This window comes from Citrobacter sp. JUb117 (assembly GCF_024809055.1).
GTDB classification, from domain to species: Bacteria; Pseudomonadota; Gammaproteobacteria; order Enterobacterales; family Enterobacteriaceae; genus Citrobacter; species Citrobacter gillenii.
Map to the genome: position 1 here is coordinate 270,023 of NZ_JANUFB010000001.1, position 23,334 is coordinate 293,356.

Consider the following 23,334-nt stretch of genomic DNA (forward strand, 5'->3'; position numbering starts at 1 on the left):
TTTCTGCTGCCGGATGGCGCTGCGCTAATCCGGGCTATCGTGTTGCGTCGAAAGTAGGCCGGATAAGGCGTTACGCCGCATCCGGCAATAACCTTCACGGTTATTTCGCCATCGCCTTCTCGTTTTTTGCCCGCAGTTTTTTCGCCCGACTCTCCAGCAACAAATAGCACATCAACGCCAGCAGCAGCGGGATAAAATAATACAGTACGCGATACGCGAGCAGGGCGGCGATGATCGTGCCTTGTGAGGTATTTTCGCCCGCCAGCAGTGCCATGAATACCGCTTCCAGCACGCCGATACCCGCCGGAATATGTACGATAACCCCGGCGATACTGCTGACCAGTAGCACGCCCAGCACGAAGAAATAATGGATTTCCTGGCCTAATAACAGCCAGATAATCGCTCCCATCACCATCCAGTTTGCTCCGGAGATGGCCATCTGCGCCAGCGCGAATTTCCACGATGGCAGCACCAGTTTTTGCCCTTTAATCGTGATATGCCGATGTTTAGCGAAGGCGCAACACCACAGATAAATGACAATAATCAGCAGCAGTACGATACCCAGAATGCGCAGTGTGGCCTCGTCGATATACCAGTGTGCGGGCAGTTGAACGACGCCGAAGGTAAAAATAAACCCGCCGAGCAGAATATAGCCCAGCCAGTTGGTGGTAATGCTGAGTGAGAAAATGCGCGTGATCGTGCTGCCCGGTAATCCGAGGCGGGAATAGAGTCGATAGCGCATGCCAATGCCGCCCACCCAGGTGCTTAACGTCAGGTTGAAGGCGTAGCAGATAAACGACACCAGCATCACCTGACGTTTTGCCAGCTTGTGTCCGCAATAATAGCGTCCGAGCAGGTCATAACAGCCGTACAGCAGATAGCTGACGATGACCAGACCAATGGCGCTGAGCAGGGCGAGGCGGTTGTAATCCCGGATAACCGACCAGACCTCTTCCCAGTTGACCTTGCTGGCATACACCACCAGCAGTACGATCACCGCGATAAAAAACAGCCAGGTGAGGATCTTTTTTGCTAACCGCCAGCGGGGAGATGCTTTCGCCATCAGGGTTTCCCTCCTGCATCTTCAGCCTGAATGCGGTCTTGCGTTTCCAGAGTCGGCTGCGCGGGAGGCGCGACTTCGGTAAGGTGCGGCGTGTGCGCCGGTAGCCAGCCGACCAGCGCCGGAAAGTGGCGTAAAAAGTGGAACGCCAGCACGCTCTTGGTCAGGTTCCACCAGGTGCGTCTGGGCAACATCGATTCATCTACCTGCTGGCAATCCTCGGTAATAATGGGATGCAGATTGTCCCGCAGGACCTGGTTAAATGCGCGATCATGGATAATGATGTTGGCCTCCAGATTCAGCGACAGGCTGAGCGGGTCGAGGTTGCTGGAGCCTACCGTCGCCCAGTGATCGTCCATTAGCGCGACTTTGCCGTGCAGGGGTCTGCGACGGTATTCATACACCAGGACGCCGCCTTTCACCAGATAGTTGTACAGCAGGCGAGCGCCGACTTTCACAATCGGCATATCCGGTTCACCCTGCACTATCAGTTTGACCCGCACGCCGCGTCGCGCCGCTTTGCGCAGCGCATGCAGCAGGCGATAGCCGGGAAAGAAATAGGCGTTGGCAATGATCACTTCGCGTTTGGCCTGGGTGAGCATTTTCAAATAATGGCGTTCAATATCATCACGATGTTCTTCGTTATCGCGCCAGACAAACAGCGCCTGCGCCTCGCCGGGCTGGCGATTTTCGATTGCCCGATGATGACGTCGCCACCAGCGGCGCACGGCGCTTTGCCCCGGCAGGTTTTCCAGCACGAAGGTCAGGATGTCTGCCACGATGGGACCTTCAATACGCACGGCGTAGTCCTGCTTGGCCTCCGGGCCGTAATCGGACATATGCTCGGCGGAATAGTTAATCCCGCCGACGAAAGCGACACGGTCGTCAATCACCACAATTTTGCGGTGCATGCGGCGAAAAAGGTTGGTCCGCATGCCGAACAACCGCGGGCGTGGGTCGTAATAGCGGAAAACCACGCCCGCGGTGGTGAGTTCGCTGACAAACTCCTCGCTGAGATCCGGTGACCCGTAGCCGTCGAGCAACACTTCGGCTTTAACACCACGCTGTGCCGCACTGAGCAGTGCCGCATGCAATTGTTTCCCGACCGCATCTTCAAACCAGATAAAAGTCTCAAGGATGATTTTTTGCTGCGCCTGTTCAATGGCCTTAAACACGGCGGGGTAGTACTGGTCGCCGTTTTCCAGCAGCTGAATTTGATTGCCATCACGCCAGCCATATTTCATAAATGAATCTCCGCGCTCAGGGGGGCATGGTCGGACAAATGTCGCCAGTGACGTAGCGCCAGCGCCGTCGGAATACTGGCATTGGCGTTTTTCACATAGATCCTGTCGAGGCGCAGCAGCGGCAAACGTACCGGAAAGGTACGCGCCGGGCGTCCGTGGGCGCGGGTAAAAATCTCGTCAAGACCGGCCTGCGTTTTCAAAGGATGATTGGCCTTTTGCCGCCAGTCGTTGAAATCCCCGGCCACCACCACGGGTTCGGTTTCAGGCAGGGCATTGACCCAATCAGCCAGCATGGTCAACTGCGCCTGGCGGTGGGCTTCACGCAAACCAAGATGTACACACATCACATGGATGGGGTGAGGGAGCATCGGCGGCACGATGCGGCAGTAAAGCACACCGCGCTTTTCACTGCTGCCGACGGATACATCACGATTCTCATAATGTTCAATGGGATAGCGCGACAGCACCGCGTTACCGTGATGCCCCTGCGGATACACGGCATTGCGTCCGTAGGCGAAGTCGCTCCACATAGTATCTGCGAGAAATTCATAGTGTGTAGTATCTGGCCAGTTCTCTACGTGCAGGGGATGAACCTCGTGCGCACCCATCACTTCCTGCAGGCACACAATGTCCGCACCGACCGTTCTGACGGCATCGCGTAGCTCAGGCAAAATAAATCGCTTATTAAAGGCGGTAAAACCTTTGTGAGTATTAATTGTGAGCACATTGAATGAAAATCGAACTGTTTGTCCGCTCATGATTCTCCTGTCGGCGTCATTTTTCCTTTAAATAGTGTAGTCGGCGTCACAAAAGGATGCGGTGTTACGGAATTTTCCGTAAAGTCCGGTACTCTGAACAATTAGTTAAAGATCCTTCAGGAGAAAAGCCATGAGGTGGCAACAACGTGTTCGTGTCGCAACAGGTCTTAGTTGCTGGCAGATTGTGTTGCATTTACTGGTAGTGGCATTGCTGGTAATGGGATGGATGAGCGGCACGCTGGTGCGCGTCGGCCTGGGATTATGCGTCGTTTATGGCGTCACGGTTTTATTAATGCTGGCGCTGCAGCGTCATCATGAACAGCGCTGGCGTGATGTCGCCGACGTACTGGAAGAGCTGACCACCACGTGGTATTTCGGTGCGGCGATGATCGTGCTGTGGCTGCTGTCCCGCGTGCTGCAAAACAACGTCTTACTGGCGTTAGCGGGACTGGCGATCCTTGCCGGACCCGCAGTGATTTCGCTGCTGGCGAAAGACAAAAAACTACATCACTTTGCGTCTAAACATCGCATACGCCGCTGATCCGGTCGTGGCCGCTATCACCAACAGTGGCCACAAACTTCCCCAGACAATCTTCAGGCTCGCATCCTTCAGGTAAATCTGTTTCGTGATGTCCGTAAAGTGACGGATTGGGTTTATCCACGTCAGATTCTGCAGCCAGACCGGCATGTTTTCGACCGGAGAAACGTATCCTGACAGTAAAATTGCCGGCATCATAAAGACGAACACGCCGATAAACGCCTGCTGCTGGGTTGAACACAGCGATGAAATCAGCAGACCAAAGCCCACCAACGACAACCCGTAAATCACCATCGTGAAGTAAAACAAGCCCAGCGAACCGGCAAACGGAATGTGATAGGCCCAGATGCCAATAGCCAGCACGATAGTAGCCTGAAAGGTAGCCACGATCAGCGCAGGCACCGCTTTGCCAATGAAAATTTGCCAGGTGGTGAGCGGAGAGACCAGCAGCTGATCCAGCGTGCCCTGCTCACGTTCGCGGGCTACAGACAGCGAGGTGACGATCATCACTCCGATGGTGGTGATCATGGCGATCAGCGACGGAACGACGAACCATTTGTAATCCAGATTCGGGTTATACCAGTTACGCACCACCAGTTCGCTGTTGTTCGGCTTCGCTTTGCCGTCCATCAACTCCTGCTGGTATTCCTTAACGATCTGTTGCAGATAATTCGCTGCGATCTGCGCGCTGTTTGAGTTGCGCCCGTCAAGGATCAGCTGCATAGGTGCTTGTTGGAAGGTATCCAGATTACGCGAAAAGTCGGCCGGGAAGCGCACCAGTAACAGGGCTTTTTGCGTGTCGATGGTCGGTTGGATCTCCTGCGGGCTTTTCAGCAGCAGGATATGGGTAAAGGCGCTGGCGCGGGCAAAGCGCTGTGTTAATTCCACTGAATGCTTGCCGTTGTCTTCGTTATAGATGGCGATAGTGGCGTTGGTCACTTCTAACGTGGCTGCAAACGGAAACAGGATCACCTGAATCAGCACCGGTAAAATCAGGATCGCCCGCGTCTGCGGCTCGCGTAACAGCGACTGCAGCTCTTTGCGAATTAATGTCCATAAACGATGAAACATGGCCGTCCCCTCAATCCAGCCGACGTTTGGTTTTAAGCCACGTCAGACCAATAAACATCACCGCCGAAGCGATTAAAAACAGCACGTTGATGATCAACACTACCGGAATATTTCCCGCCAGAAACAGGCTTTGCAGGGTGCTGACGAAATAACGTGCGGGAATGATATACGTCACCGCGCGAATAATGGCGGGCATGCTGTCTATCTGGAAGATAAAGCCCGACAGCATAATAGATGGCAGGAAAGCGGCGTTGAGCGCCACCTGCGCGGCATTAAACTGGTTGCGGGTGATGGTGGAGATCAGTAATCCCATGCCAAGCGTACTGAGCAGAAACAGGCTGGTGATAAAAAACAGGATCAGCAGAGAACCGCGATAGGGCACGCCAAGAATAAACACCGACACCAGCATACACAGCAGCATCGCCAGCATGCCGAGAAAATAATAGGGGATCAGTTTACACAGCAGCAATTCGACGCGGGTGACTTCGGTCGACAGCAGCGCTTCCATGGTACCGCGCTCCCATTCACGTGCGACCACTAATGAGGTCAGGATCGCGCCGATGACCGTCATAATAATGGTCACCGCTCCTGGAATAATAAAATGCTGGCTGATCGCCGCCGGGTTGAACCAGTAGCGGGTCTGCACGTCGATCAGCGGTTCAAACGATTCGCCGCGGTCTTCTGCCCGCTGCTTTTGCCAAATCTGCCAGATGCCTTCTACATAGCCTTGCACAAAGTTGGCCGTGTTCGGTTCGCTGCCATCGGTGATTACCTGAATGGGCGCAATATCGTTTGGCCGCGCCATCTGCTGGGCAAAATCCACCGGGATCACCACCAGTCCGCGAATACGCCCGGCCTGCATTTTCTCAACTAACTCCTGGCGGTTGTCGCTGATGGTGGCGTCAATATACGGCGAGCCGGTCATGGTATGGGTAAAATCCAGCGCCTCTTCGCTCTGTTGCTCGAGCAAAATCCCCACCCGCAGCTTGCTGGAGTCGAGGTTAATCCCGTAGCCGAAGATAAACAGCAACAGTAATGGGATCACCACGGCAATCAGCCAGCTACTGGGATCGCGCACGATCTGCCGCGTTTCTTTAATGCACAGCGCGCGCACGCGTCGCCATGAAAGCGCGTGATTACTCATGTGCGTGCTCCTTATCCCAGTCATTGATAAGCGTGATAAACGCCTGCTCCATAGTCGGGTCCGGCGTGTCGTTATCGGCCGCCTGCGCTTTCAGGTCGTCCGGCGTGCCGCTGGCGATTAGCTTACCGCGGTACACCAGCCCGATACGGTCGCAATATTCCGCCTCGTCCATAAAGTGGGTAGTGACCATCACCGTCACACCTTTTTCTACCATGCTGTTGATATGCAGCCAGAACTCGCGACGGGTGAGGGGATCAACCCCGGAGGTCGGTTCATCGAGGAACAGGATGTCGGGTTCATGCATCAGCGAACAGGCCAGCGCCAGACGCTGCTTAAAGCCTAGCGGCAGTTCGTCGGTGGCATGAGAGGCGATGGTCTTCAGGCCGAACGCCTCGCTCATACGATCGATTTTTTCTTTCTGTGCGCGTCCGCGCAGGCCGTAGACGCCGGAGAAAAAGCGCAGATTCTGCTCCACCGTCAGGTTACCGTACAGGGAGAATTTCTGCGCCATATAACCCAGATGCTGGCGTGCTTTTCCGGAACTGACCTTCAGGTCCATGTCCAGCACCAGCGCTTTACCTGAGGTGGGAACCAGCAGGCCGCACATCATTTTAAACGTGGTCGATTTACCCGCCCCGTTGGGGCCTAACAGGCCAAAAATCTCACCGCGTTGGACGGCAAAATCCACATGGTCGGTGGCGGCAAAATCACCGAATTTTTTGGTCAGCGCTTTGGCTTCAATCACCGTTTCACCGGCGGTACCTTCTACGGTGTGCAGGATAGCGCCCAGCGGCGATTCAGAGGTTCCCGCGCCGCCGAGTAAATCGATAAACGCATCTTCAAAGCGCGGCGCTGTACTGGTGATGGTGATTTCCGGCATGCCTTCAGCTTTGCGAATATCGTCCGCCGTGGCCGCTTTTTTCAGGATCAGGCGCACGGATTTCCCCTGAATCATGCCGTCGCTGACCTGCGGTAACTTGAGCGCGCGTTGTAGCAGTTTGCGGTTATTTTCCTGCGGGCTGCTCATTAAAAAACTGCGCCCGGCCATGGTTTGCGTCAGCTGAGTCGGATCGCCTTGATAGAGCAATTCACCTTCGTTCATCAGCAGCACATCGCGGCACTGCTCGGCCTCGTCCAGATACGAGGTGCTCCAGAGGATCAACATGCCATCCCCGGCCAGTTCATGCACCATTTGCCACAATTCGCGGCGGGATATTGGGTCTACGCCCACGCCGGGCTCATCCAGCAGCAGCACTTTGGGTTCGCCGACCAGCGTACAGGCAAGACCCAGTTTCTGCTTCATGCCGCCGGAGAGTTTCCCCGCCAGACGTCCGGTAAACGGCCCCAGCGAGGTAAACTCCAGCAGACGGGCAAAGGTTTTCTCACGCGCTTCACCAGTAACGCTGCGTAAATCGGCATAGAGATTGAGGTTCTCCATGACGGTCAAATCTTCATACAGGCCGAATTTCTGTGGCATATAGCCCAGCACCGCATGCAGGGCGCTGTCGTTGATGATGGGGTCAAAGCCAATCACCGTCGCGCTGCCGCCATCCGGCTTCAACAGGCCCGCTAGCATCCGCATCAGCGTGGTTTTCCCTGCGCCGTCGGGACCTACCAGACCGGTGACATAGCCTGCGTGAATCGTGCAGTCGAGCGGGGCGACCGCCGGTTTTTCCATTCCGGCAAAGCGCTTAACCAGCCCGTTGAGGGTAATGACTGCGTCATTCATGCCGCGCCTCGTCACCGAACTTCACCGTCACCGGCATTCCCTGACGCAGCGCGTCGTCGGCATCGGTCACGACAATACGCAGGCGGTAGACCAGGTCGGTACGCAGGTCCGGGGTCTCTACCGTTTTCGGTGTAAACTCTGCTGTTGGCGACACAAAGCCGATTTTGCCGTGGTACGGTTTATCCGGGCGGCCATCGGTATAAAGCAGAATTTCACGTCCTGGCTGCGCCTGGCTCAGATTGCGTTCGTCCACATAGGCGCGGACCCACACCGGCCGGGTAAGCGACAGCGTCAGCACCGTGCCGCCCGCGTTCAGCATACTGCCGGGCTCGACCGCACGGGTAAGCAGTGTGCCGTCAGACGGGGAGGTCAGCGTGGTGTCATGCAAATCGAGTTCAGCCTGCGCCAGCTGCGCCTGAGCTTGTTCGAGCGTCGCTTTCGCTTGGGCGATATCTTGCGGACGATTACCGCTGCGGTATTGACTGAGTTTATCCTGCGCGGATTTCAGCGTTGCCAGCGCCTGGTCGCGTGAAGAACGGGCGTTTTCCAGATCGTTGGCTGAGATAGTGCGGCTTTTCCATAATCCGAGCTGGCGATTATAAAAGTTCTGCGCGTAGTCATACGCTGCCTGGGCCTGCTTCACGGCCGCCGCGGTTTGTGCGATTTCTTCTTCACGATACCCGGCCAGCATCAGGTCGTACTGCGCCTGCGCGGCGGCAACGTTAGCCTTCGCCTGCATCAGCGCGTTTTCGTAGGGGGCGTGGTCCAGTTCGCCCAGTACCTGACCGGCAGTAATCGCATCACCTTCGTCAACCGCCAGCGAGGCCAGCCTGCCGCCTACGCGAAAACTTAAATTGACGCTGCGGATATCGACGTTGCCGTACAGGGTCAGGCCGTTATCTTGTTGGCTTTGATACCACCACGTTCCACCAGCAATCACGGCAACGAGGGCCGCGATAACCAGCCCGAGAACGACAGGTTTTTTCATGACTCCAGACTCCTTTGCGTTAAACCTTGCAGAATAAGATCGATGTGACAGGTGATCGTATGTTCAATTAGCGCGGTTTTATCCGCATCAAATTGTGACCAACCCGTGCGCAACAGAATAGTTTCTTTACCCAAACGGAAGGCCAGCACTTCACCCAATATGGCGTGGGTATGCAGGATCATTTGGGTGTCATTGGCATCGCGACCCGTATAAGCGGCAATTAAGCGGGTCAGGTGGCTATGCAGCGGGTTGATCACCTGGTCATGCACCAACTGATAGGCTGCAGTGGGGGAGAGCTGTTCGCGCGAAATAAATTTGCTCAGGTTCACCGTGTCATCCTGGGTTAACAGCATGATCATGTTTTTGCAGGCACGCAGGATCAGTTCGCGCATGGCGGCCCGATCCGGCTCGGGTTGGGTAAACAGACGCTCGGCTTCTTCAGCATGAGGGCGAAACTGTGAACCGATAAAATCCGCGATCCACTGGGCGCAGGCGAGATATAAATCCTCTTTTGAACCAAAATAGTAGGTAATCGCGGCGATGTTTTGTCCGGCCTGAGCGGCAATATCGCGCGTAGTGGCATGCAGTCCGTACTCACCAAATTGTGCGAGCGCGGCGGCAATCAGCTGGTTCTTTGCCTGTTCACCTTTAGTTGTCATGGTGGGTGTATTCATGGCATGCCTAAATTATTAATCAATCGATTGATTAAGATTATGACTGATTTCTGCACTTGTCTAGTCTGGTGGTTTATTTTGTTTTTCGCGGCTGGCGGGATAATTTATGCGGTACATCACAAAAACTGCTACACTCCGCCCCTTCATGACATTGTGGTTTTTGTCATCTCTTTTGCGAGTATCGTCCTGAAAACGACACCGGTAACGGTCAGGGCGGTTCGGAGTAGTTATGTCTTTTGATTCCCTTGGTTTAGATCCTGAAATCTTGCGCGCCGTTGCCGAGCAGGGTTACCGTGAACCTACCCCTATTCAGCAGCAGGCAATCCCCGCCGTGCTGGAAGGCCGTGATCTGATGGCCAGCGCCCAGACCGGCACGGGGAAAACGGCAGGTTTTACCCTGCCGCTGTTACAACACCTCATTACCCATCAGCCGCATGGCAAAAGCCGTCGTCCGGTGCGTGCGCTGATCCTGACGCCAACCCGCGAGCTGGCGGCACAAATTGGTGAAAACGTCCGCGATTACAGCAAGTATCTGAACGTTCGCTCGCTGGTGGTTTTCGGCGGCGTAAGCATTAACCCGCAGATGATGAAACTGCGCAGTGGCGTAGATGTGCTGGTGGCAACGCCGGGCCGTTTGCTCGATCTGGAACATCAAAACGCGGTGAAACTGGATCAGGTTGAGATCCTGGTACTGGATGAAGCGGACCGTATGCTGGATATGGGCTTTATCCATGATATTCGTCGTGTACTGGCTAAACTGCCCGCTAAACGTCAAAACCTGCTGTTCTCCGCAACGTTTTCTGACGACATTAAGTCGCTGGCAGAAAAACTGCTGCATAACCCGCTGGAAATTGAAGTTGCGCGTCGTAATACCGCGTCTGAGCAGGTCAGCCAGCTCGTTCACTTTGTGGATAAAAAACGTAAACGTGAATTGCTGTCACAGATGATTGGCCAGGGTAACTGGCAGCAGGTGCTGGTCTTTACCCGTACCAAACATGGTGCCAACCACCTGGCAGAACAGCTGAATAAAGACGGTATTCGCAGCGCGGCGATCCACGGTAATAAATCGCAGGGTGCGCGTACGCGTGCGCTGGCCGATTTTAAATCCGGCGATATTCGCGTGCTGGTGGCGACCGATATCGCGGCTCGCGGGCTCGACATTGAAGAGCTGCCGCACGTGGTGAACTATGAGCTGCCAAACGTCCCGGAAGACTATGTTCACCGCATCGGACGTACCGGTCGTGCTGCGGCTACCGGTGAAGCGCTGTCTCTGGTGTGTGTTGATGAGCACAAGTTGCTGCATGACATCGAAAAACTGCTGAAAAAAGAGATCCCGCGTATTGCGGTTGATGGCTATGCGCCGGACCCGTCGATTAAAGCCGAGCCAATCCAGAACGGACGCCAGCAGCGTGGCGGCGGCGGTGGTCGTGGGCAAGGTGGAGCAGGCCGTGGTCAGCAGCCGCGTCGCCAGGACGGTGGTGCGCCAAAAGCGAAACCGCGTAACAGTGAAGGCAAACCGGCAGGCGACAAACCGCGTCCACCGCGTCGTCCTCGCAGACCGTCTTCTGTACAGTAATTGCGAGCCCGGCCGAATAGCCGGGCTTTTTTTTTGCGACGCGTATCAGAAAGTGCCACAATAGTGGCTGTTTATACAGTATTTCAGGTTTTCCCATGGCATTAACCGCAGCGTTGAAAGCGCAAATTGCCGCCTGGTATAAGGCGCTTCAGGAACAGATCCCCGACTTTATCCCCCGTGCACCGCAGCGGCAGATGATTGCTGATGTCGCGAAAACGCTGGCTGGGGAAGACGGGCGACATCTGGCTATCGAAGCGCCGACCGGCGTCGGGAAAACGCTGTCCTATTTAATTCCGGGGATTGCCATTGCCCGTGAAGAACAAAAGACGCTGGTGGTCAGTACCGCCAACGTCGCGTTGCAGGATCAGATCTACAGTAAAGACCTGCCGCTGCTGCGCAAAATTATCCCTGATCTGCGATTTACCGCCGCGTTTGGGCGAGGGCGCTATGTCTGCCCGCGTAATTTAGCGGCCTTGGCCAGTACCGAACCCAATCAGCAGGATTTGCTGGCGTTTCTCGACGATGATCTGACGCCCAACAACCAGGAAGAACAAAAACGTTGCGCCAGGCTCAAAGGCGACCTCGACACTTATAAATGGGATGGGTTGCGCGATCACACCGATATCGCCATTGATGACGGGCTCTGGCAGCGCCTGAGCACCGATAAAGCCAGCTGCCTGAACCGTAACTGTCATTACTACCGTGAATGCCCATTTTTTGTTGCCCGCCGTGAGATCCAGGAAGCCGAAGTGGTGGTGGCAAACCACGCGTTAGTGATGGCGGCCATGGAGAGCGAAGCGGTGTTACCGGAACCGAAAAATTTGCTGCTGGTGCTTGATGAAGGCCACCATCTGCCGGACGTCGCGCGCGATGCGCTGGAAATGAGCGCCGAGATTACCGCGCCCTGGTATCGGCTGCAGCTGGATTTATTCAGCAAACTCGTGGCGACCTGCCTGGAGCAGTTTCGCCCGAAAACCACGCCGCCGCTGGCTAATCCAGAGCGCCTGAACGCCCACTGTGAAGAGCTGTATGAGCTGATCGCCTCACTAAACAACATCCTCAATCTGTACCTGCCCGCCACGCAGGAAGCTGAACACCGCTTTGCAATGGGTGAGCTGCCTGCGGAAGTGATGGAGATTTGTCAGCGTCTGGCGAAGCTCACCGAGATGCTACGTGGTCTGGCGGAACTGTTCCTCAACGATCTCAGCGAAAAAACCGGCAGCCACGATATCGTTCGTCTGCATCGGGTTATTTTGCAGATGAACCGGGCACTGGGTATGTTTGAAGCGCAAAGTAAACTGTGGCGGCTGGCTTCGCTGGCGCAGTCATCAGGCGCGCCGGTGACCAAATGGGTGACGCGTGACGTGCGTGACGGACAGATGCATGTCTGGTTTCACTGCGTGGGGATCCGCGTCAGCGATCAGCTTGAACGCCTGCTGTGGCGCAGCGTGCCGCATATTATCGTCACCTCTGCCACCTTACGCTCGCTCAACAGTTTCTCGCGCCTGCAGGAGATGAGCGGCCTGAAAGAAAAAGCAGGGGACCGTTTTGTTGCGCTGGACTCGCCGTTTAATCATGTCGAGCAAGGCAAAATTGTCATTCCGCAGATGCGTTACGAACCGTTGATGGAGAACGAAGAGCAGCATATTGCCGAAATGGCGGCTTATTTCCGCGAACAGGTGGAAAGTAAAAAACATCAGGGCATGCTGGTGCTCTTTGCCAGCGGTCGGGCAATGCAGCGTTTTCTTGAGCACGTAACCGATCTGCGTCTGCTGTTGCTGGTGCAGGGCGATCAGCCGCGCTACCGACTGGTGGAACTGCACCGCAAGCGGGTGCAAAACGGTGAGCGTAGCGTGCTGGTTGGGCTGCAGTCTTTTGCCGAAGGCCTCGATTTGAAAGGCGACCTGTTGACCCAGGTTCATATTCACAAAATTGCGTTTCCGCCCATCGACAGCCCGGTGGTGGTGACTGAGGGCGAATGGCTGAAAAGCCTGAATCGCTATCCCTTTGAGGTGCAGAGTTTACCTGCGGCATCGTTCAATTTGATTCAGCAGGTTGGGCGACTCATTCGTAGTCACGGTTGCTGGGGCGAAGTGGTGATTTACGATAAGCGTTTATTGACCAAAAACTATGGTCAGCGTTTACTGAATGCGTTACCCATATTTCCGATAGAGCAACCTGGTGTGCCAGACGTTATAGTAAAACCAAAAGAAAAAGCGAAACCCACACGGCGCCGTCGGCGTTAACGATGTGAGCAACAGGCAAGGAGTTATCGATGGATTACCGCAAAATCATCAAAGAGATTGGGCGAGGTAAAAATCACGCGCGTGACCTGGACCAGGATACCGCTCGCGGACTGTACACCCACATGTTAAACGGCGACGTACCTGACCTTGAGATGGGCGGCGTACTGATTGCGCTGCGTATTAAAGGGGAAGGTGAGGCAGAAATGCTGGGCTTTTATGATGCGATGCAAAACCATACCCTTCGCCTGACGCCGCCCGTTGCCAAACCGATGCCTATCGTCATTCCCAGCTACAACGGTGCGCGCAAGCAGGCTAACCTGACGCCGTTGCTGGCTATTTTGCTGCATAAGCTGGGTTTCCCGGTCGTGGTGCACGGGGTGAGCGAAGATCCAATCCGCGTGCTGACGGAAACCATTTTTGACCTGATGGGGATTGCACCTACCCTGCATGCCGGACAGGCACAGGCCAAACTTGAGGGACATGAGCCGGTGTTTATCCCAGTGAGCGCGCTGTGCCCGCCGCTGGAGAAACAGCTGGCGATGCGCTGGCGGATGGGCGTACGCAACAGTGCGCATACGCTCGCGAAATTAGCCACGCCGTTTGCTGAAGATGCCGCACTGCGTCTTGCCAGCGTTTCGCACCCGGAGTACGTGTCGCGGGTAGCGAAATTCTTTGGTGATATCGGCGGGCGCGGCCTGCTGATGCACGGCACGGAAGGGGAGGTGTACGCCAACCCACAGCGTTGCCCGCAGATCAGCCTGATAGACCATTCTGGTGTACGAGTGCTGCAGGACCGCCAGAGCGAGATGCCTGACGAGCCAGTGCCGCTGCCGGTGGCAAAAGATCCGGAAACCACCGCGCGCTGGATAGAGCGTTGTCTGGCCGGAAGTGAGCCGGTACCGGCCTCGTTGAGGATTCAGATGGCCTGCTGCCTGGTGGCAACCGGCGAAGTCGCTACGCTGGCTGAAGGATTTACCCGCGTCGACCAGTGCTTCTGATGTACTCATCTCCCCGGCGGGCCTGATTTACAGGTCCGCCCGTTCCCGCCTTTTCTGCTATTCCTGCTATTTCTGCAATGTGAAATTTCTGCACGTTTATTGACCTCCTGAGCGTCGTGGCGCAGCATAGTTTGTTGAAAAATAAGAAACACAACAAACACGCAACATAACAGGAGATAACCATGAACAGTGGACACCGCTTTCATGCGCCTACGCTGCACGCCTTTATTCAGGCCGTTTTTCGTCAGATGGGCAGCGAAGAGCAGGAAGCGCGCTTAGTTGCCGATCATCTGATCGCCGCGAACCTTGCCGGGCACGATTCTCACGGCATTGGCATGATCCCAAGCTATGTTCGTTCCTTTTCGCAGGGACATTTGCAGCTAAACCGCCACGCGAAAGTGGTGAAAGACGCAGGGGCGGTGGTAACGCTTGACGGTGACAGTGCGTTTGGTCAGGTTGCGGCACATGAAGCTATCACGCTGGGAATCGAGAAAGCCCGTCAGTTCGGTATTGCCGCGGTGGCGCTACACAATTCCCATCACATCGGACGCATTGGCTATTGGGCAGAGCAATGTGCAGCCGCAGGCTTTGTCTCCGTTCACTTTGTGAATGTGGTCGGCATCCCGATGGTTGCGCCTTTTCAGGGGCGTGACAGCCGGTTTGGCACTAACCCTTTCTGCGCCGTGTTTCCGCGTAAGAATGATTTCCCCCTGCTGCTGGACTATGCGACCAGCGCCATTGCTTTTGGCAAAACGCGCGTTGCGTGGCATAAGGGTGAGCCAGTGGCGCCAGGATGTCTGATTGATGCTGACGGCGTTCCGACTACCGATCCCGCCGTGATGCAGGTGTCTCCGCTGGGCTCGCTGCTTACCTTCGCTCAGCATAAAGGCTATGCGCTGGCGGCAATGTGCGAAGTTCTGGGTGGTGCGCTTTCCGGGGGGAAAACTACGCACGAAGACAGTTTGCAGGACAGCGCTGACGCCATCATTAACTGCATGACGACGATCATTCTAAACCCGGAATTATTTGGCGCGCCGGATTGTGACCATCAGGTCGCCGCATTTGCGAAATGGGTCAAAGCGTCGCCGCATGGCGAGGACGCCCCGGTTCTGCTACCGGGTGAGTGGGAAGTGAATACGCGTGAGGCGCGACTGGCGCAGGGCATCCCGCTGGATTTAGGAAGCTGGCAGGCAATTTGTGAGGCGGCGCAGTTCGTGGAGATGCCGGAGACGGTGTTGCAAGAATTCCGTCATCGGTTGGAACAGTAAGCAAAAAAAAGCCCGTCCAGTGGACGGGCAAACAAAGGGTAACAAACAGGGTCAATGAGGGTTGGAGCATTGGGTCTTGCAGGTAATTCGTCGGTTATTTGTAGATAACCGCAGTGCCGCTCATTTTGTCTTTGCCGACAGCGGACGTAATGCTGTAGCCACTTGCACCTGCAGCGGCAGCTTTTTCAGCCAGTTTGGCTTCCAGGCCATCCAGCGTGCTGGCGCCATCAGCAGATACCACGCCCACTTTATTCATGCTCTGTGCCTGAGTGGAAGTAACAGGCTCGGCAGCGAAAGCGCCAAATGACAGGGTAGACAGGGCGATGGCAGCAACAGCATATTTGATATTTTTCATGATTAATCTCTCGCAGGTTATTCTGTTAGTCAGTGTTTTGTTCGGTAGACGTTGTTTTGTCGATGTGAGAAGTATCACGTTTTTTTAGGTGAGAGAAAATCGAATAGAATTGACGACATCAATCAAAAAAATTGAATGACAAATAACTTATTGAATATTAATAAATTCGGAAGGCGGATTTACAGTTCTTGTCATTGCGATTTACAGAGCCAGCGACAACGGCACATTTTGCTACACTCATTGCAAAAAACCGTGCTCGTAAAGGAAATCGTATGCGCTGAAACTTTTGGTAAAGAAGGGTCAACGTAGCTGGCTGTCTTTCGATCCTCTACGATTATATCCTGAGTATGCGGTGTTATGTGAATCTTTATCCTGCTGGCAGGCGATGCATAAACGTACCCCAGGTACCGCTTCGCGCCGGGCCTGAGGGATAGGATTGCCACATTCTTCGCATTCATACAGACTTTCACCCGTGGGTAACTCACCACGGGCGCGGGCGACAGCATCTTCAATAGTATTGTTGATCTGTTCGTTCACTGCGTCGTCATTTGCCCATCCGGATGCCATAGCCCCTCCGTATATTCAGTTTGTATAATAATTATAGTGAATGATATGGATGGAAAACGAATGCACAAGCGCACCGTCAGATTTCAGACCATTCGCGTAGCAGATTATGGTAGAGATTGAGCAGCGATGGGATCTCGGCGCTTTCACCGTGGCGTGCCTTCAGGGACTGGATGTTCTTATCCAATTCAAAGAGCATGGCGCGTTTTTTATCGTCGCGGATCATCGACTGGATCCACATAAACGACGCTATACGAACGCCGCGCGTCACCGGTGTAACGCAATGCAGACTGCTGGAAGGGTAGAGCACCAGGTCGCCAGCCGGGAGTTTGACCGCATGCTGACCGTAAGTGTCATTGACCCGCAACTCTCCCCCCTCATAGCTGTCGGGGTCACTTAAGAATAATGTGGCGGAAAGGTCGGTACGCATCCAGCCGCTTTCCGGGTGGCTACGCACCGCGCCATCAACGTGAAAGCCGTAGGTCTCTGCGTTCTGATAACGATTGAACAACGGCGCGGAGATTGTTTTTGGCAATGCTGCAGCAAAGAACAGCGCGCTGCTGTTCACGGCGGCCAGCACCTCTTTATGTAACGCAACATAGCGCTCGCTCTGCGTATCAACCTGCTGGTTATTTTTGACCTGAGCGCCCTGAGCGCCGGTGGTTGCGCGGCCATCTATCCACTCGGCTAAGTCCAGCTGTTCGCGAAACCAGGCAACGTCCTGCGGCGATAAGACGCCAGGAATGTGGTACATCATCAGTGTTTCTCCTGAAAGTGGGGCTTACGCCCCACGTGATACATCAGAAATGCATATTGGCGGTGAGCAGGAAGGTTCTCGGCTCACCTGGATGGTAACGGTATCCGCTCTTGTTGATCGAGGAGACATAATCGGTGTCAAACAGGTTATAGACGTTAAGCTGGAAATCGAGGTTGCGGTTTACGCGATATCCCAGTTTGGCATCCGCGACCCAGTAGCTTTCAGTAAAGGATGGCGTGCCCACCGCGCCGTCCGCGCCGCGATGCATACTACCCACATAGCGTGCGCCTGCGCCAACGGAGATATCATCCGTGGCCTGATACTGACTCCACAGGGTGAATGCATGTTCCGGTGTATACGGCAGGGAGGATGAACCATCCTGAGCAACGTCTTTACCGTTATGGACCGTGGCGCGCTGCTGGGTGTATCCGCCAATCACCTGCCATGCCGGGGTAATGTTGCCGGCAACCGACAGTTCGTACCCTTCAACGCGTTTCTCCCCATACTGGGACCAGGTACCGTCATCGTTCTGCTCGACCTCGTTCTCAATGTCGGTGCGGAAAATCGCGGCGGTTAACAGCAGGCGCTTATCCAGTACTTCCCATTTGGTGCCAATTTCGCTGGTCTTTGCTTTTTGCGGTTTAAAATCGGTACGGTTGGCGCTGTTGCCGGTACCGCTCTGGGCGAGTGCAAAATTGCTGCCACCCGGCGGTTGCTGAGAGACCGCATAGTTAATGTAAATGTTGCCGTTATCTGTCAGATGATAAAGCGCGCCCGCTTTCCAGTTCACCAGATTACCAGACTTAGCGGTATCGACGGTGGTGACCGGCGATCCTTTGGCTACGCCTGCCGGGCAGGCGACAGCACCGCGCCCGGATGCACCGCATGCAGTGGCGCTGTCATACTCGGTGCGGTAGTTATCGAGACGAATGCCGCCGTTCAGCTCAAACTCACGGGTAATTTGCAAGGTGTCGAATGCATAAATGCCGAAGGTGTCGGTCTGGCCGTTGGCGTTGGCACCGTTACGGTTTAATCCACCCACGCTGACGTTGCTGTTGGGATGGTAAATATTCACCGGCGGTGGCGTGATCGGCACTACGCCGTAGTTGGTCTGCGTTTCACGCGTAAACTCTACGCCGGTGCTGATGTCATGGCCAATGGCGCCGGTATAAAATTTTGAGGTCAGGTTGGTCTGGTTGGTGAGGATTTTGTTGCTGACATCTTTGGTATTGGCCAGACGCGACCAGGTCCAGGTGTCTACGCTGCTGGTTGGCTGCGTGATATTTGACGCGCCGCCCATCACCGCCGTCATCAGGTAATCTTGTTTGACTCGTGACCAGCGCGTGGTATTGCGCACGGTGGTGCTGTCGCTCAGATCATGCTCAAAGCGCATCGTCGCGGTATCGGTCGTCGAGTCGTCGTAATCCGAATCGGTGCCATAGAAATTATGCGTATCCACTTTCCCTGAATGATTCAGGGCAGAAGTCCCCGCAGAAGGTGCAGAGTACCCCGGCAGGCCGATGGTGGGAACACCGCCGTCCGGCGTGTTGTGCTGGGTGACGTGCAAGTAGTTCAGATACAGACGATTTTCAGTGCCTAAACCAAAGGCGATGGACGGGGCCACGCCGTAACGTTCATTTTTAACGCTATCGCGTCCGGCATCGTGCGTCTTTTCGCCCATCAGGTTTAATCGTGCGGCGGTGGTCTCGCCAATTACCTGATTGATGTCCAGCGTACCGCGGCGGAACCAGGCGCTGCCGACGCTGGCAGAGGCATCAATGCCGGAGTCAGTGCGCGGTTGCTTGCTGATCATGTTGATAGAGCCGGTCGGCGCGCTGCGGCCATAATCGGTACCGGAAGGACCTTTAATTACTTCAACTTGTTCTGTATTGAAGGTATCGCGCGTCACGCTGCCAATATCGCGAACGCCGTCGATGTAAATGCTGTTCGAGGTATCGGCCCCACGCATATAAATCGCGTCACCGGTGGTGGAGTTGCCGTTTTCACCGGCGAAAAATGCGCCTACGCCCGGCACGTTCTTTAGCGCATCGGTCAGATTTGTTGCCCCTTGATCCTTAATGACCTGCTCAGAAATCACCGTCATGGTGCGCGTCGTATCAGCAACAGGACGGGAGAATTTCGGATCGGCAGAGTGGGTGGGGGCGTACAGCGACGGTTTGGCGGCTTCTACGACCAGCGTATCTTCTTGTTTCTTATCCTGATCGCCTGCGGCGACTGCCTGAGCGACCGGAGACAGGCCGATGCACAGACCGGCAAAAAAGGTGAGTGAATGGAAACTACTGGACGGCAGGTTGCGATTTTTATCCATGTTAATGAGTAGCTTATTATTTTTTGAGTAGAAGGTTTCACTCGTGCGAAGGGACATCTCTTTGGATGTTACGCCTGCAGGTCTCGCCGTAATGAAATACGTAATTGATAATGATTTTGATAAGCATTATTAATCAGTGCGACTTTTTAGCATTCATTAATTCAAAAATAAATACATTTATTTACATTGGATTCAAAATTCCAACATGATGGTTACAAATTGTGCAGGGAGTACGGAGAGCAAAAAAGAAAACTGCATTCAGGACGAATGCAGTTAGGCTGAGGGAGATTACTTGTAGATAGTTGCGGTACCGTACATCTGATTTTTACCGCCAGCAGCATTAACCACAAAGCCTTTTGCGCCTTGCTCTTTCGCTTTTTCCGCCAGCTTGTCTTCAAGATCGGTCAGGCTTGATGCGCCGGTAGCCGACACAGTTCCGGAGGCCTGTAGCGGACCGGTGGCAGGACTGGTGTTAGGCGGTGCAGCAAAAGACGCAAATGTCATGCCGGTGAGTACGGTAGCGGCAAGGAGTGTGAGGCATTTCTTCATAATGATATCCTCTGAGAAACAACGGGTAGTGCCTGATAAGTTTAGGACGTCATTGCCGGACGTTTACCGCAAAAAATTGATGGACAGCTGAGTGTTTTTTGAACGATTTGTTTTGTGGAAATCCGGCACAAATTATCGATTTTCCGTGCCGTGCGTGTTTACCGCGTGGCGTTATGCGGGTATCTTACGCCGCTGTTAATAGGAGAATGTTATGCCCCCCCAGAAACCGGGATTACACCCACGCAACCGCCACAATGGCCGTTACGATCTTGCCACGTTATGCCAGGTTACGCCCGAATTGACGCAATTCCTCACTATTACGCCAGGCGGCGAGCAGAGCGTTGATTTTGCTAACCCATTGGCTGTGAAGACGCTGAATAAAGCCCTGCTGGCGCATTACTATGCGGTGGCTAATTGGGATATTCCGCAAGGTTACCTGTGCCCACCGGTACCGGGTCGGGCGGATTACATTCATCATCTGGCCGATCTGTTGGGCGAAACGACGGGAACTATCCCGGCGAATGTGAGCGTGCTGGACGTCGGCGTTGGGGCAAACTGTATTTATCCGCTGATTGGCGTGCACGAATATGGCTGGCGGTTTACCGGCAGTGAGACCAGCCAGGAAGCATTGAGTAGCGCACTGGCGATCGTTAACGGCAATCCGGGGTTAACCCGTGCTATTCGCCTGCGCCGTCAGAAAGATTTGTCGTCTATCTTCAACGGAATTATTCATAAGAATGAACAGTTCGAAGCGACACTGTGCAATCCGCCGTTCCATGATTCAGCGGCTTCTGCCCGCGCCGGAAGTGAGCGTAAACGTCGTAACCTGGGACAGGACAAAGACGATGCGCTGAACTTTGGTGGGAAACAGGAGGAGCTCTGGTGTGAAGGTGGCGAAGTGGCGTTTATCAAAAAAATGATCGCCGAAAGCCAGGCCTTTGGTCGCCAGGTGATGTGGTTCACCACGCTGGTTTCACGCGGTGAAAATCTGCCACCGCTGTACCACGCCCTGACGGATGTGGGTGCGGTGAAAGTGGTCAAAAAAGAAATGGCCCAGGGGCAAAAGCACAGCCGCTTTATTGCCTGGACCTTTATGGATAACGATCAGCGTCGCCGTTTTATGGCGCGTCAGCGCTAAATCGTCGGTTCTGTCGGCGGCAGCGGATCGGCTGCTGCCGTGGGGCCATTCACCGGTGCGGGCAAAACCTGGTAGGTCTGTACCGGCGCGCGCACGTTGGCCAAATCAAAGTATTTTTTCACCTGACTGTCGAGCGCAAAGCGTACCGCCCACTGCTTCAGCGGTAAGGTGGTGAACGACACCCGCAGCGTAAACGCCGTATTGGTTAACCCGACAATGCCCGCGAATGACGGCTCGCCAATAATGAATCCGCGAATATCTTCTCGTTCCATCACCGCCGTAACGGCATCCTTCAACGCCTGATTGGCTTTATCGGCATCCTCATGGCGGTCCACGTCGTAATTGGCGACGACCGATCCAATACCCCGTACAAAGTTGGCGAAGGTGGTTATCGATGACCACGGGATAATATGGTACGCCCCGGTGTCCTGGCGCACACCGACTGAGCGAATCGACATGCGTTCAACCGTGCCGGTTAGCGGACCGATGGTGACCAAATCACCGGTGTTCATGCCATTTTCAAACTGGATAAAGATCCCGGTAATAATATCTTTTACCAGCGTCTGCGAGCCGAAGGAGATAGCCAGCCCCAGCGCGCCCGCGCCTGCCAGTAACGGGGCAATATTGACCCCAATTTCCGACAACACGATCATGATAGTGATGGTGCTGATAATCACCGCCAGCGCGTTGCGAAACAGTGTCAACAGTGTACGGGTACGTGCGCTGGGCAGGGGCCGGCCGTGGATATCCGAGGTCAGGCGGTTTTCAATCAGGCTGGCGAGCAGGGTCCAGCCGATAGCGGAGAAGAATAAAATCAGCGCGATACGGATCAGAATATCCACCGTTTTTTCTCCCGCGCCGTAATGCAGCCAGTTCCAGAAGTCGAACAGCCCCCAGGCGTTGAGCAGCAACATGATGGCGACACAGACCGTCAGGATCCGCGCGATGCTTAACGCCGTCGACAGCCAACCATTCAGGCGTTTTTGCAATTCCGGATAACTGCGCTGGGTGTGTGGTGAAAGCGTAATGGTTTTGGCGATCCAGCGGGAAAACATGCCAGAAATAAAGGCGGCGATGCCGATAATCACCAGGCTGCGCAGCGTTGCTCCCATCATAAACTTCAGGCTGTTGCCCGGATCAAACAGCGAGAAGAAAAACAGCACGATGAAATAGGCGCTGGCCAGCCAGTGCCAAACCAGCGCAAAGGCGCGGATAAACAGGCTGAAAAAAGCCAGCGACCTTTCTGCCAGACTCTGCAAATGCTCGGTGATCTCTTTCTTGTTCCTGAAGATCAGATACAGCGCCCACAGCGTAATGCATAGCATGATGATGACGTTAGCCATGGCGCCAACCTGTACATTGACCTGATTCGAGACGATGGGCACCACCACGATCAGCCCGTAGCCAATCAGGCTGCTGAGTGAGCTCAGGCGACGATTCCAGTAGCGTGCGCTTGCAGTCTGAATGTTGAACGGACGCAACTCGGCCACTGTCGGGCAAAATATCAGGCGTAAAATGGCCTTAAAGAACTCAATCAACGCGAAGGCATTAAGAAACAAACTTTGCTGGAAAGCGATGGTGCGGCTGCCGGCGTTCATGCGATCGCTTAAGATCTGCCCAACAAACAGCGTCAGGGCCAGCAGCAATAAATCGATGATGAATGCGCCAATAATCATGGCGGGAAGCTGTAACCAGTTGCTGCGGTCACGATTTTTTTGCCGCGCCCATTGCCCCATTTTGCGATACAGCGGCAACGCACATAAGCGTACCAACCAGTAAAATCCGAACACGGATACCGCCAGCATAAAAAAGTGAGTCAGGGCATTGGTGAACGATTGCGGATTAAAAGTTTTGTGCGGAGCGTCGGTGATATTGCGATAAAGCTGGGCGAATCGGCTGGAGAGAGCTTCCCCGTAGTGGCGACTGACATCGGTCACGTTCTCGAGTACCGTTTTTTCTTCCGTCAGCGTGGGAGGGACGATAGTGGGGACCGGTTCAGGAGGCGGCGTTGCCGCTACTTTACGCAGTTGACCTATCAACTCCTGGCGTGAGGCATTATTCTCCAGCACGTCTGCCAGGGCACCGTAGGCGGCTTTTTTTTGCTCAACGTCAGGTTCAGCAGCGGGCTCCGCTGGCGGGCTGGCGGAGGCGGTGGACGTTACGCCGGGTATCGTGACCGCCTGAACGGGGACGCTCAGTAGAAAAAAACAGATGAATAAGATCCACCGCATGACTCCTCCCATGAGAAACAAACACAAAAGGATAAGTATAGATGCCCGGACGGGAGGGTCATGAAATCAGAACATTCTGGGGGAGAACCTCCCTTCGGGGAGAAGGGAGGTGTCAGC

At 54.6% G+C, this 23,334-nt stretch carries 20 protein-coding genes; 6 read left to right on the plus strand and 14 right to left on the minus strand.

Going from position 1 to position 23,334, the window contains the following annotated elements:
* Positions 1 to 100: 100 nt before the first annotated feature.
* The 3 genes from M2374_RS01310 to M2374_RS01320 are packed head-to-tail and all read right to left on the minus strand — an operon-like array spanning position 101 to position 3,062.
* Entirely contained in the window at positions 101 to 1,063 is a 963-nt protein-coding gene (locus M2374_RS01310; RefSeq protein WP_181688345.1) for a YbhN family protein, read from the minus strand.
* Entirely contained in the window at positions 1,063 to 2,304 is a 1,242-nt protein-coding gene (clsB, locus tag M2374_RS01315; protein WP_181688344.1) for a cardiolipin synthase ClsB, read from the minus strand. The genes M2374_RS01310 and clsB overlap by 1 nt, the downstream gene beginning before the upstream one ends.
* The gene (locus tag M2374_RS01320) at positions 2,301 to 3,062 is read right to left on the minus strand and encodes an endonuclease/exonuclease/phosphatase family protein (RefSeq protein ID WP_115259000.1); all 762 of its coding nucleotides are present in this window, start codon (positions 3,060 to 3,062) and stop codon (positions 2,301 to 2,303) included. Before M2374_RS01320 ends, clsB begins: the two co-directional genes overlap by 4 nt.
* Positions 3,063 to 3,192: 130 nt before the next feature.
* On the opposite strand from M2374_RS01320, the gene M2374_RS01325 reads away from it, so the two are divergent.
* A complete protein-coding gene (locus M2374_RS01325; protein WP_115258999.1) occupies positions 3,193 to 3,603 on the plus strand; it encodes a YbhQ family protein in 411 nt (136 codons plus the stop codon).
* On the opposite strand, the gene M2374_RS01330 is transcribed toward M2374_RS01325, so the two are convergent.
* From M2374_RS01330 to cecR, 5 genes are read right to left on the minus strand one after another with little or no spacing between them, the layout of a single operon-like run.
* The gene (locus M2374_RS01330) at positions 3,565 to 4,671 is read right to left on the minus strand and encodes an ABC transporter permease (RefSeq protein WP_096757769.1); all 1,107 of its coding nucleotides are present in this window, start codon (positions 4,669 to 4,671) and stop codon (positions 3,565 to 3,567) included. The genes M2374_RS01325 and M2374_RS01330 overlap by 39 nt on opposite strands.
* A gap of 10 nt (positions 4,672 to 4,681) precedes the next feature.
* Positions 4,682 to 5,815, minus strand: coding sequence for an ABC transporter permease (locus M2374_RS01335; RefSeq protein WP_115258998.1), 1,134 nt, complete (start codon positions 5,813 to 5,815; stop codon positions 4,682 to 4,684).
* The gene (locus M2374_RS01340) at positions 5,808 to 7,544 is read right to left on the minus strand and encodes an ATP-binding cassette domain-containing protein (protein WP_181219254.1); all 1,737 of its coding nucleotides are present in this window, start codon (positions 7,542 to 7,544) and stop codon (positions 5,808 to 5,810) included. Before M2374_RS01340 ends, M2374_RS01335 begins: the two co-directional genes overlap by 8 nt.
* Positions 7,537 to 8,532, minus strand: coding sequence for a secretion protein HlyD (hlyD, locus tag M2374_RS01345; protein WP_096757766.1), 996 nt, complete (start codon positions 8,530 to 8,532; stop codon positions 7,537 to 7,539). Before hlyD ends, M2374_RS01340 begins: the two co-directional genes overlap by 8 nt.
* Positions 8,529 to 9,206, minus strand: a complete 678-nt coding sequence (cecR, locus tag M2374_RS01350) for a transcriptional regulator CecR (RefSeq protein WP_096757765.1) — start codon at positions 9,204 to 9,206, stop codon at positions 8,529 to 8,531. Before cecR ends, hlyD begins: the two co-directional genes overlap by 4 nt.
* A gap of 229 nt (positions 9,207 to 9,435) precedes the next feature.
* On the opposite strand from cecR, the gene rhlE reads away from it, so the two are divergent.
* From rhlE to M2374_RS01370, 4 genes are all read left to right on the plus strand, one after another.
* Positions 9,436 to 10,782: an ATP-dependent RNA helicase RhlE gene (rhlE, locus tag M2374_RS01355; protein ID WP_181688342.1), complete on the plus strand. Its 1,347-nt coding sequence runs from the start codon at positions 9,436 to 9,438 to the stop codon at positions 10,780 to 10,782.
* A gap of 95 nt (positions 10,783 to 10,877) precedes the next feature.
* Positions 10,878 to 13,028, plus strand: coding sequence for an ATP-dependent DNA helicase DinG (gene dinG, locus M2374_RS01360; RefSeq protein WP_096757763.1), 2,151 nt, complete (start codon positions 10,878 to 10,880; stop codon positions 13,026 to 13,028).
* Between the two features lie 29 nt (positions 13,029 to 13,057).
* A complete protein-coding gene (ybiB, locus tag M2374_RS01365; RefSeq protein ID WP_259153382.1) occupies positions 13,058 to 14,026 on the plus strand; it encodes a DNA-binding protein YbiB in 969 nt (322 codons plus the stop codon).
* 182 nt (positions 14,027 to 14,208) lie between these two features.
* Positions 14,209 to 15,294 carry a malate/lactate/ureidoglycolate dehydrogenase gene (locus tag M2374_RS01370; RefSeq protein ID WP_174360666.1) on the plus strand — a complete coding sequence of 362 codons (1,086 nt, stop codon included), beginning with the start codon at positions 14,209 to 14,211 and terminating at the stop codon, positions 15,292 to 15,294.
* A gap of 94 nt (positions 15,295 to 15,388) precedes the next feature.
* Here the strand turns inward: M2374_RS01370 and ybiJ are convergent, their stop codons facing one another.
* The 5 genes from ybiJ to mcbA form a co-directional block, all read right to left on the minus strand.
* A complete protein-coding gene (gene ybiJ, locus M2374_RS01375) occupies positions 15,389 to 15,649 on the minus strand; it encodes a DUF1471 family protein YbiJ (RefSeq protein ID WP_096757760.1) in 261 nt (86 codons plus the stop codon).
* Positions 15,650 to 15,949: 300 nt separating this feature from the next.
* Positions 15,950 to 16,216 (minus strand): DksA/TraR family C4-type zinc finger protein, encoded by a 267-nt coding sequence (locus M2374_RS01380; RefSeq protein WP_115258991.1) that lies wholly within the window; start codon positions 16,214 to 16,216, stop codon positions 15,950 to 15,952.
* Between the two features lie 76 nt (positions 16,217 to 16,292).
* Positions 16,293 to 16,970 (minus strand): PKHD-type hydroxylase YbiX, encoded by a 678-nt coding sequence (ybiX, locus tag M2374_RS01385; protein WP_181595676.1) that lies wholly within the window; start codon positions 16,968 to 16,970, stop codon positions 16,293 to 16,295.
* Between the two features lie 43 nt (positions 16,971 to 17,013).
* Positions 17,014 to 19,299 carry a catecholate siderophore receptor Fiu gene (locus M2374_RS01390; RefSeq protein ID WP_137400334.1) on the minus strand — a complete coding sequence of 762 codons (2,286 nt, stop codon included), beginning with the start codon at positions 19,297 to 19,299 and terminating at the stop codon, positions 17,014 to 17,016.
* 288 nt (positions 19,300 to 19,587) lie between these two features.
* Positions 19,588 to 19,848, minus strand: coding sequence for a DUF1471 family periplasmic protein McbA (gene mcbA / locus M2374_RS01395; RefSeq protein WP_096757757.1), 261 nt, complete (start codon positions 19,846 to 19,848; stop codon positions 19,588 to 19,590).
* Between the two features lie 211 nt (positions 19,849 to 20,059).
* On the opposite strand from mcbA, the gene rlmF reads away from it, so the two are divergent.
* Positions 20,060 to 20,986: a 23S rRNA (adenine(1618)-N(6))-methyltransferase RlmF gene (rlmF, locus tag M2374_RS01400; protein ID WP_181688339.1), complete on the plus strand. Its 927-nt coding sequence runs from the start codon at positions 20,060 to 20,062 to the stop codon at positions 20,984 to 20,986.
* Here rlmF and ybiO read toward each other — a convergent pair.
* Positions 20,983 to 23,217 carry a mechanosensitive channel protein gene (ybiO, locus tag M2374_RS01405; RefSeq protein ID WP_117341676.1) on the minus strand — a complete coding sequence of 745 codons (2,235 nt, stop codon included), beginning with the start codon at positions 23,215 to 23,217 and terminating at the stop codon, positions 20,983 to 20,985. The two genes, rlmF and ybiO, sit on opposite strands and share 4 nt — an antisense overlap.
* Positions 23,218 to 23,334 lie beyond the last annotated feature (117 nt).

What these genes read in the sequence shown, in the direction of transcription:
- M2374_RS01310 (WP_181688345.1), bottom strand. Translation starts at nt 1,063, where the DNA reads ATGGCGAAAGCATCTCCCCGCTGGCGGTTAGCAAAAAAGATCCTCACC.
- clsB (WP_181688344.1), bottom strand. Translation starts at nt 2,304, where the DNA reads ATGAAATATGGCTGGCGTGATGGCAATCAAATTCAGCTGCTGGAAAAC.
- M2374_RS01320 (WP_115259000.1), bottom strand. Translation starts at nt 3,062, where the DNA reads ATGAGCGGACAAACAGTTCGATTTTCATTCAATGTGCTCACAATTAAT.
- M2374_RS01325 (WP_115258999.1), top strand. Translation starts at nt 3,193, where the DNA reads ATGAGGTGGCAACAACGTGTTCGTGTCGCAACAGGTCTTAGTTGCTGG.
- M2374_RS01330 (WP_096757769.1), bottom strand. Translation starts at nt 4,671, where the DNA reads ATGTTTCATCGTTTATGGACATTAATTCGCAAAGAGCTGCAGTCGCTG.
- M2374_RS01335 (WP_115258998.1), bottom strand. Translation starts at nt 5,815, where the DNA reads ATGAGTAATCACGCGCTTTCATGGCGACGCGTGCGCGCGCTGTGCATT.
- M2374_RS01340 (WP_181219254.1), bottom strand. Translation starts at nt 7,544, where the DNA reads ATGAATGACGCAGTCATTACCCTCAACGGGCTGGTTAAGCGCTTTGCC.
- hlyD (WP_096757766.1), bottom strand. Translation starts at nt 8,532, where the DNA reads ATGAAAAAACCTGTCGTTCTCGGGCTGGTTATCGCGGCCCTCGTTGCC.
- cecR (WP_096757765.1), bottom strand. Translation starts at nt 9,206, where the DNA reads ATGAATACACCCACCATGACAACTAAAGGTGAACAGGCAAAGAACCAG.
- rhlE (WP_181688342.1), top strand. Translation starts at nt 9,436, where the DNA reads ATGTCTTTTGATTCCCTTGGTTTAGATCCTGAAATCTTGCGCGCCGTT.
- dinG (WP_096757763.1), top strand. Translation starts at nt 10,878, where the DNA reads ATGGCATTAACCGCAGCGTTGAAAGCGCAAATTGCCGCCTGGTATAAG.
- ybiB (WP_259153382.1), top strand. Translation starts at nt 13,058, where the DNA reads ATGGATTACCGCAAAATCATCAAAGAGATTGGGCGAGGTAAAAATCAC.
- M2374_RS01370 (WP_174360666.1), top strand. Translation starts at nt 14,209, where the DNA reads ATGAACAGTGGACACCGCTTTCATGCGCCTACGCTGCACGCCTTTATT.
- ybiJ (WP_096757760.1), bottom strand. Translation starts at nt 15,649, where the DNA reads ATGAAAAATATCAAATATGCTGTTGCTGCCATCGCCCTGTCTACCCTG.
- M2374_RS01380 (WP_115258991.1), bottom strand. Translation starts at nt 16,216, where the DNA reads ATGGCATCCGGATGGGCAAATGACGACGCAGTGAACGAACAGATCAAC.
- ybiX (WP_181595676.1), bottom strand. Translation starts at nt 16,970, where the DNA reads ATGATGTACCACATTCCTGGCGTCTTATCGCCGCAGGACGTTGCCTGG.
- M2374_RS01390 (WP_137400334.1), bottom strand. Translation starts at nt 19,299, where the DNA reads ATGGATAAAAATCGCAACCTGCCGTCCAGTAGTTTCCATTCACTCACC.
- mcbA (WP_096757757.1), bottom strand. Translation starts at nt 19,848, where the DNA reads ATGAAGAAATGCCTCACACTCCTTGCCGCTACCGTACTCACCGGCATG.
- rlmF (WP_181688339.1), top strand. Translation starts at nt 20,060, where the DNA reads ATGCCCCCCCAGAAACCGGGATTACACCCACGCAACCGCCACAATGGC.
- ybiO (WP_117341676.1), bottom strand. Translation starts at nt 23,217, where the DNA reads ATGCGGTGGATCTTATTCATCTGTTTTTTTCTACTGAGCGTCCCCGTT.